This window comes from Sphaerobacter sp. (assembly GCF_019683595.1).
GTDB lineage: Bacteria > Chloroflexota > Chloroflexia > Thermomicrobiales > Thermomicrobiaceae > Sphaerobacter.
The window spans coordinates 1-7,984 of the sequence record NZ_JADGHZ010000155.1 but is presented as its reverse complement, the minus strand read 5'-3'; the positions used below and the strand labels follow the sequence as shown (position 1 = coordinate 7,984).

Here is a 7,984-nt window from a genome sequence, read left to right as displayed (position 1 = left end):
GCCGCAACCCCGACCCGCACCCGAGTCGTGTTCCTCGACCCCGGGCACGGCGGGCCGGACACGGGGGCCGGGGGGACGGCCCTCGACGGAACCTGGGTCCAGGAGAAGGACGTAACGCTCGCCATCGCCCTCCGCACGGCCGAGCTGCTCCGCGAGGCGGGCGTTGAGGTCGTCCTCTCGCGCACCAGCGACGAATTGCCCGGCCTCGAGCCGCAGGATGTCCTGCCGGACGGTGAAGGGCTGACCGCAGAGGGCGTGCTCCGTGACCTCCAGCGGCGGATCGACCAGGCCAACGCCAGCGGCGCCAATCTCTTGCTCAGCATCCACTTGAACGGCCACGTCGACCCTGCGGCCACCGGCACGGAGACCTATTACGACTCAACACGGCCGTTCAGCGACGAGAGCCGTCGCCTCGCCGACCTGATTCAGCGCCACGTCGTGGCGGGCCTGCGTGAGGCCGGCTACGATGCGCTGGACCGCGGGGTGTTCAACCAGACCGAGCTCGAAGCACCCGGGCTGGGGGTGCTGCCCGACTACTCACACCTGGTGATGCTCGGCCCGGCTGTGCCTGGAAAGCTGCGCCCCAGCACGATGCCCGGCGTGCTGAACGAAGTCCTCTTCCTCTCGAACCCGACCGAGGCCACGCTGGCCCAACAGCCGGAGATCCAGGACCGCATCGCTCGGGCCTACACCGACGCCATCCTCGAGTTCCTCGCCGATATCAAGTCGTAGCCGCACACCACACACGTTTCGCGCGGGATGCTCGGTCGGACGCTGTGGGTGTGCGCGCGTACGTGCCGGTTTCCGCACACGATGCGCGGAGCAAGGCCGGATTGGGACACGACGCCGTGCGAAATGCGCCTGAGTTGTTGACCGTGGCGTATATCTGTGGTATAAGCGTCGGAGATTGTGGGGGAGAACGCCGGTTCCGATCAACGTCAAGCTACGCTCTCAAGTAGCGCGCACCTTGCACACTGTCGCGGTACTGTTTCAGGCGATCATCCGAAGGATGCATCGCGCATTTGGCGCATGAGCCATTGTTGAGCCAAACCGGTCTGGTGCCGAGCGGCACGACCTGCGGTGCCGACCTCGCCGCATACGTGTTGCCCGCCGGCGGGGAGGCGCAGCGTAGCCGGCGCGTGATCGGGTGCGAAGCGAGAGAACCTACGCCCGCTACTGTCGCAGCGGGCCGCGTTGATGTGATGGGTATGGCCGCGGTGACGAGGCGCGCTGTCCGAGGTGCAGGCAAGGACAGGACGGCCTGAGCCGCAGATCAGGAGGTGTGGGGCAGCGATGGGCAACGACTTCCAGGGGGACCATCTCGACGTGCAAACGCGGCGGCTGAGTCGCCGGCAGTTGATCCTGGCAGGAATCGCCACCGCCAGCGTGGCGCTGCTCCAGGCCTGCGGCGGTCAGGAGCCGATCCCGCAGAACACCCCGGCCTCCTCCGGCGACTCCGGCAGCCAAGGCGGGACCGGAAGCACGCCCGCCAGCACCGCGGACACCGGCTCCGGTGCGAGCGCCACGGAAGAAGTCACCCACCAGCGCGGCGGCATCATCAAGGTTGCCATGATCGGTGAGCCCCCGTCGGTCGCCGACGCGATGTTCACGACGACCACTGTGACGTCGGACATCACGCGTCACATCTTCGAGGGGCTCTTCGCCCAGGACTCGGAGTTCAACCCACGGCCGATGCTCGTCGATCGATACGAGATCAGTGACGACGGGCTCCTCTACACGTTCACGCTCCGGAGTGGCATCAAGTTCCATGATGGATCAGACCTGACTTCGGAGGACGTGGTCGCCTCACTCGACCGGTGGGGCGTGATGACCGGTCGCGGCAAGATCGTGTACGCCCGGCTCGCCGACGATGGCGTGCAGGCCACCGATCCGCTGACGGTGACGATGACGTTCAAGCAGCCGACCGGTATCCTCCTCGATTTCCTGGCGTTGCACGAAGCGTTTATCATGCCCGCCGCCATCGCCCGCGAGGTCGGCACGGAGAAGCTGCCCGACGAGAAGACGATCGGTACCGGCCCGTTCATGCTCAAGGAGCATCAGGTCGATCGCCTCATCCGCCTCGTGCGCTTCGATGACTATCAACCTCGGCCCGAGGAGCCGGACGGCCACAGTGGTCGCAAAGAGGTCTACATCGACGAGCTGCACATCATCCCCGTTCCCGATGTCACCGTGGCGACCAACGGGCTGATCACCGGCGAATTCCACTTCGCGCGCGACGTCGACCCCGACCAGTTCCAACTGCTCGAGAGCGACCCGAACGTGGTCACCATCATCGACAAGCCGGGCATGTGGATCTGCGTCAACTTCAATAAGAAGCAGGGTCCCATGACCGACAAGCGCCTGCGCCAGGTGGTCGCGATGTCGTTCGACCGGCAGCAGGCCCTGATCGCCGCATTCGGCAACATCGAGCTGACTCGCCTGGACCCGGGGATCGCGATGCAGGAGACCGCCTGGCATACCGATGTCGGCGACGAGGTCTACCGGAACGTCGACCCGGAAGCGGCGAAGGCATTGCTCGCGGAGACGGACTACAACGGGGAGCCGCTCCGCTGGCTCACGACCAAGGAGTACCCGTACCACTACAACACCGCCGCCTACATCAAGCAGGAGCTGGAGAAGATCGGCGTCAACGTCGAGCTGGTCGTGTCCGACTGGGCGACGGTAGTCCAGCGCCGCGCGCAGCCTGACCTGTGGGAACTGCTCGTCGTCGGCCTTCCGGGCTCGTGGCACCCGGCCACCCAGATCTTCAACGACAAGGAGTGGCCGGGCTGGTGGGACGATCCCCGCAAGGATGAGATCCTCAGCAAGATGGTCGAGCTGGCAGACCCGGAGGAGCGGTACCAGACCATCGTGGAGTACCAGCAACTGATCTATGAGGAGCTGCCGTTCATCAAGATCGGCGACAGCCACACGCTCCAGGCGCGACGCGCGGAGATCCAGGGATACGTCACCGGCAACGCCTGGTTCTTCTGGAATGTCAGCCTGAAGCAGGGCTGATCCTACGCGCGGCGCGGCCGATGGCGTCACGGCCTCGGCCGCGCCGTCTGCCCCGTGGGAGCCACGATGCTTGCTTACGCAATTCGCCGCGTCCTGTTGGCCGTGCCGGTCATGCTGATCGTCGCCAGTGCCGTCTTCCTGCTGATGCACTTCGCACCAGGGGATCCGGTCGGCGTGATGCTCGGGCCCGACGCCTCCGAGGAGCAGCGGCTGGCCTTGCGCGAAAAGCTCGGCCTCGATGACCCGATCGTCGTCCAGTACGTCCGGTGGCTGAGTCATGTGCTGCGCGGGGACCTGGGCCAGTCCTTGTTCCTGGACCAGCCGGTGACGACGGCGCTGGCGGAGCGTGCACAGCCGACGATCCTGCTCGGAATCCTCTCCCTGATCGTCGCGATCGTCATCGGGCTGACGTCGGGCATCCTCGCGGCGCGGAGTCGCGGCTCCTGGCTCGATCTGTCCCTCATGGGCGGCGCCATGGTCGGGATCACCGTGCCGTCCTTCGTGCTCGGGCTGCTCCTCATCTTCTTCTTCGCGATCCACCTCCGCTGGCTGCCGGTCGCCGGGTTTCAGCCACTCTCCGCCGGGCTCTGGGAGTCGCTGCGGTACTTGATCCTCCCGGCTATCACCCTGGGAGCCGGGCAGAGCGCCTTCCTCGGCCGGATGACCCGCTCGATGATGCTCGATGTGCTGGGACAGGACTACGTGCGGACGGCTCGTGCCAAGGGCCTGGCTGAGCAGACCGTGATCCTGCGGCACACGCTCCGCAACGCCTTCGTCCCGCTGCTCACCATCATCGGGCTGATGACCGCGACGCTGATGAGTGGCGCCGTCATCACGGAACAGATCTTCGACATCCCTGGGATGGGCCGCCTGCTGATTCAGGCGGTGGTGCGGCGTGACTTCCCCCTCGTGCAGGGTGCGGTGCTGGTCATCGCCGCCGTGTATGTGCTGATCAACCTGGTGGTGGATCTCCTGGTCGGTTTCGTCGATCCACGGATCGAGCGTTAGGTGCGCAGAGAAGAGATCGTCGACAAGGAAAACCGCGAGCACACCCGCGCCGCGTCTACCTCGGGCAGGCAGATCGCGCGCGATGGGTCGTCACGCGCCCTCCTGCCGCCATCGCCGCGCGAACGGCGGTGGTGGGCGCAGCAGTGGTTCCTCCTCCGCCGGCACAAGCAGATCCTGATCGGGGGAGCGATCCTCCTCGTCATGGTCTTGAGCGCGGTGCTCGCCGCGGTGATCACAACCAACAGCCCGACCCTCATCAACGGCTACGTGCGGCTACGAGCCCCGAATGAGTACTACTTCTTCGGGACCGACAACCAGGGCCGGGATGTCTACAGCCGCACCGTCTACGGTGCGCGCCTCTCGCTTCAGGTCGGCTTCCTCACCTCGGCGCTGACGATCGTCGCCGGGACATTCGTCGGCATGATCGCCGGATATTACCGGCGCACCGAGGGTGTGATCATGCGCATCACCGACGGCATGATGGCGTTTCCGGGGATCATCCTCGCCATCGGCATCATGGCCGTCCGCGGCCCGAGCGTGTCGAACGTCGTCATCGCGCTGACCATCGTCTCAACGCCGCGCGTCGTCCGCCTGGTCCGGTCGGTGGTTATGGGTCTACGAGAGTCGCCGATGGTTGAGGCCGCCATTGCGACCGGGAACACGAACAGCCGGGTGCTCTGGCGGCACGTCTTGCCGAACATCGTCTCGCCGCTGATCGTCCAGGCGAGCTTCGTTTTCGCCGAGGCGGTGCTGGCCGAAGCGGCGCTTTCCTTCCTCGGCGCGGGTGCTCCGCCGGAGATCCCGTCCTGGGGCAACATGCTGGCCGACTCCAAGAACCTGCTCCGGCAAGCCCCCTGGACGATGTTCTTCCCCGGCGCCGCGCTGGCGCTGACCGTCTTCGCGCTGAATCTGCTCGGGGATGGCCTGCGCGACCTCCTCGACCCACGCCTCCGGCAGCGCTAGCGTCGTGGGGCCAGGCGCTCACCCAATCCCGCCATCGCCGCGACCACGCTGCGACAGGCCAGGGCGTCGCCCAGCGCCCGGTGCGTCGGCCGGGGGACGCCCAGCGCGGCGGCGGCACGATCCAGCCGATGCCACCGGTACCCGCCGGTATCCGGATGGCGCTGGCCGGCGTAGGCGGCGTATTGCAGCATGGCACAGTGCCACTCCGCGATGGGCGGCGGCAGGCAGTGTTGCCGCGCGGTCTGGGCGATGACCCGGCGGTCGAACGCCGCGTTGTAGACCACGACATGTGGACACTCGCGGAAGAGGCGCGCCAGCTCGGCGTGGACCTCGGGCCACATGGGAGCGCCGGCCACCATGCGGTCGGTGATACCGTGGATAGCCTGCGCGTCAGGTGGAATCGGCCGCAGCGGCCGCACGAGCGTATCGAGCAGCACCCTGCCCCGGGCGTCGACGACCGCGATCTCCACGATCTCCGCCCGGCCGTCCAGGCCGGTCGTCTCGGTGTCGAGAAAGAGCACGTCGCGGCGACGCAGCATCTCCGCCGCCCACGCCACCGCGGCTGCCCGGTCCGAGAGTCCCCCGTACACGCGTAACCCCTCCCGCGCGTCGTTCCTAAGGGCTACCATACCGGCTGGCACGCCAGCAGGGAAGATGCCGGAGCGCAGCGAGATGCGCGGTGGTACCATCGTGGCACCGGAGCGCCGGACGGGGCCGGACAGGAGCGGGATGTGACCGGGGACCAGATCATCGTCGAGGGCATGGTCTTCTACGGCTACCACGGGGTGCACCCGGAGGAGCGCAAGCTCGGCCAACGCTTCGTCGTCGACCTGGAGATCACCTGTGACCTGCAACCCGCCGGCCGCAGCGATGCGCTCGACGACACCGTCAGCTACAGCGACCTCTACCGGATCACCCGGGAGATAGTCGAGGGACCGCCACGCGCGCTGATTGAGGCGGTCGCCGAGTCGATCGCCAGCGAGATCCTCGCCGCATTCCCCATGGTAACCTCGGTGACCGTGGCGGTTTGGAAGCCGGAGGCGCCGATCAAGGGTGCGCTCCGGCGGGCCGGCGTGCGCATCCATCGCGCGCGACAGTCGGAGGGCTGAGAGGGAGTGAATGGACCGGGAGCGCATCGCCGCCGCCGTTACTGAGATCCTGCGCGCCATCGGGGAGGATCCCGACCGTCCCGACCTGCGCCGCACGCCGCAGCGCGTCGCGGACCTCTTCGCCGAGATGTTCGGCGGGCTGGCCATTGATCCACGCATCTACCTGGCCGACGCGCTGCCGGAGGAGCACGGCGAACTCGTTGTGATCCGCGACGTCACCGTGCGCTCGATGTGCGAGCACCACCTCGTCCCGATGGTCGGCCTGGCCCATGTGGCCTACCTGCCGGCCGGCCGCATCGTCGGGTTCGACCGGATCGTCAAGGTGGTCGATGCCTACGCACGCCGGCCGCAGATCCAGGAGCGCCTCACGCGGCAGGTGGCGGACACCATCGATGAGATGCTGTCGCCGGCCGGCGTCGCGGTGCGCTTCGAGCTGGAGCACATGTGCATGACGATCCGGGGCTCGCGCCGCCCGGGCAGCCGCGTGGTCACGACCGCCTATCGCGGTGTCTTCCACGACGATCCCGCCTGGCGCGCCGAGTTCCACGCAGCGTTGGAGTAGTGACCGAGCCCTCACTCCCTTGCTCCCTCGCCCAAAGTTGGGCAAGGGAGCAAGGGAGTGAGGGCCGACGTACGACGAAAGGACCCCACCCGTGTCGACGACCCTGGCGCCCCTGGAAACACCCACCTTCACCTGGGAGTGGGGCCGGCGCACCTACGTCATGGGCATCGTCAACGTGACGCCCGACTCGTTCAGCGGTGACGGCCTGGCCGGACAACTCGACGCCGTCGTCGAGCGCGCCCGGAGCATGGTTGCCGCAGGTGCGGATGTGATCGATGTCGGCGGGGAGTCGACCCGCCCGGGGTACACGCCGGTTCCGGCCGAGGAGGAGCTGCGCCGCGTCATCCCGGCCATCGAGGCCCTGGCGGACGCAATCGACGTGCCGATCTCGATCGACACCTCTAAGGCGGTCGTCGCCGAGGCCGCGCTGAAGGCCGGCGCCCACATCGTGAACGACATCCGCGGGCTGAGCGCCGACCCGGAAATCGCCGCCGTCGCGGCGGCGGCCGGGGCACCCGTCGTCATCATGCACGACCTGAAGATCGAGTCGGAGGACCGCCTCATCCCCGACATCGTGCGCGAACTCAGCCTGCGCATCGAGCGCGCGCTCGCCGCCGGCATCCCCTGGGAGCACATCATCATCGACCCCGGTTTCGGCTTCGGCAAGACGGCACCGTTGAACCTGGTCCTCCTCCGGCGGCTGCGGGAGCTGACCACGCTCGGCCGTCCGATCCTGGCCGGCACCTCGCGCAAGAGCACCATCGGCCGCGTGCTCGGCACCGACCCGGACGACCGGGTTGAGGGCACCGCCGCCACTGTGGCACTCGCCATCGCCAATGGGGCCGACATCGTGCGGGTCCACGACGTGCCGCAGATGGTCCGCGTAGCCCGGATGACCGACGCCGTCGTACGGGGATGGAGCGAGTGATGGCTCGGGCGTACTTCGGACTCGGCGCGAACCTGGGTGACCGTGCCGCGGCGCTCCGCAGCGCGGTGGATGCGCTGCGCCGGCACGGCACGCTCGTCGCCGTTTCGTCCCTCTACGAGACCGCGCCTGTCGGCTACACCGACCAGCCGGCATTCCTCAACGCCGTGATCGCTCTCGACACGGATGAGTCGCCGGAGGCACTACTCGCCGCCGCTTTCGAAGCCGAGCAGGCACGCGGCCGGGTGCGTACCTTCCGCAACGCGCCGCGCACCCTCGACGTCGACCTGCTCCTCTACGACGACCTGTGCCGCGATGATCCGCGCCTGACCCTCCCCCACCCCCGCCTGCACGAGCGCGCGTTCGTCCTCGTCCCGTTGGCGGAGATCGCCCCGGACA

Annotated in this window: 9 protein-coding genes; 8 read left to right on the top strand and 1 reads right to left on the bottom strand. The window is 67.8% G+C overall.

The annotated features are described in order from the left end of the window. From IRZ30_RS13655 to IRZ30_RS13640, 4 genes are all read left to right on the top strand, one after another. The coding region (locus IRZ30_RS13655) for an N-acetylmuramoyl-L-alanine amidase (RefSeq protein WP_294085987.1) at positions 1–732 on the top strand (732 nt) is incomplete at its 5' end. A gap of 561 nt (positions 733–1,293) precedes the next feature. Next, positions 1,294–3,018, top strand: a complete 1,725-nt coding sequence (locus tag IRZ30_RS13650) for an ABC transporter substrate-binding protein (protein WP_294085986.1) — start codon at positions 1,294–1,296, stop codon at positions 3,016–3,018. A gap of 66 nt (positions 3,019–3,084) precedes the next feature. Next, positions 3,085–4,026, top strand: a complete 942-nt coding sequence (locus IRZ30_RS13645) for an ABC transporter permease (RefSeq protein WP_294085985.1) — start codon at positions 3,085–3,087, stop codon at positions 4,024–4,026. Next, a complete protein-coding gene (locus IRZ30_RS13640) occupies positions 4,027–4,989 on the top strand; it encodes an ABC transporter permease (RefSeq protein WP_294085984.1) in 963 nt (320 codons plus the stop codon). Here IRZ30_RS13640 and IRZ30_RS13635 read toward each other — a convergent pair. Then, positions 4,986–5,579 (bottom strand): 3'-5' exonuclease, encoded by a 594-nt coding sequence (locus IRZ30_RS13635; protein WP_294085983.1) that lies wholly within the window; start codon positions 5,577–5,579, stop codon positions 4,986–4,988. The genes IRZ30_RS13640 and IRZ30_RS13635 overlap by 4 nt on opposite strands. A gap of 141 nt (positions 5,580–5,720) precedes the next feature. On the opposite strand from IRZ30_RS13635, the gene folB reads away from it, so the two are divergent. The 4 genes from folB to folK form a co-directional block, all read left to right on the top strand. After that, a complete protein-coding gene (gene folB, locus IRZ30_RS13630; RefSeq protein WP_294085982.1) occupies positions 5,721–6,098 on the top strand; it encodes a dihydroneopterin aldolase in 378 nt (125 codons plus the stop codon). 10 nt (positions 6,099–6,108) lie between these two features. After that, on the top strand, positions 6,109–6,660 hold the full coding sequence (gene folE, locus IRZ30_RS13625) for a GTP cyclohydrolase I FolE (protein WP_294085981.1): 552 nt from the start codon (positions 6,109–6,111) through the stop codon (positions 6,658–6,660). 91 nt (positions 6,661–6,751) lie between these two features. Further along, complete coding sequence (gene folP, locus IRZ30_RS13620; protein WP_294085980.1) at positions 6,752–7,588, top strand: dihydropteroate synthase; 837 nt, start codon at positions 6,752–6,754, stop codon at positions 7,586–7,588. Further along, a partial coding sequence (gene folK / locus IRZ30_RS13615; protein ID WP_294085979.1) for a 2-amino-4-hydroxy-6-hydroxymethyldihydropteridine diphosphokinase occupies positions 7,588–7,984 on the top strand: 397 nt, incomplete at its 3' end. The genes folP and folK, both read left to right, overlap by 1 nt.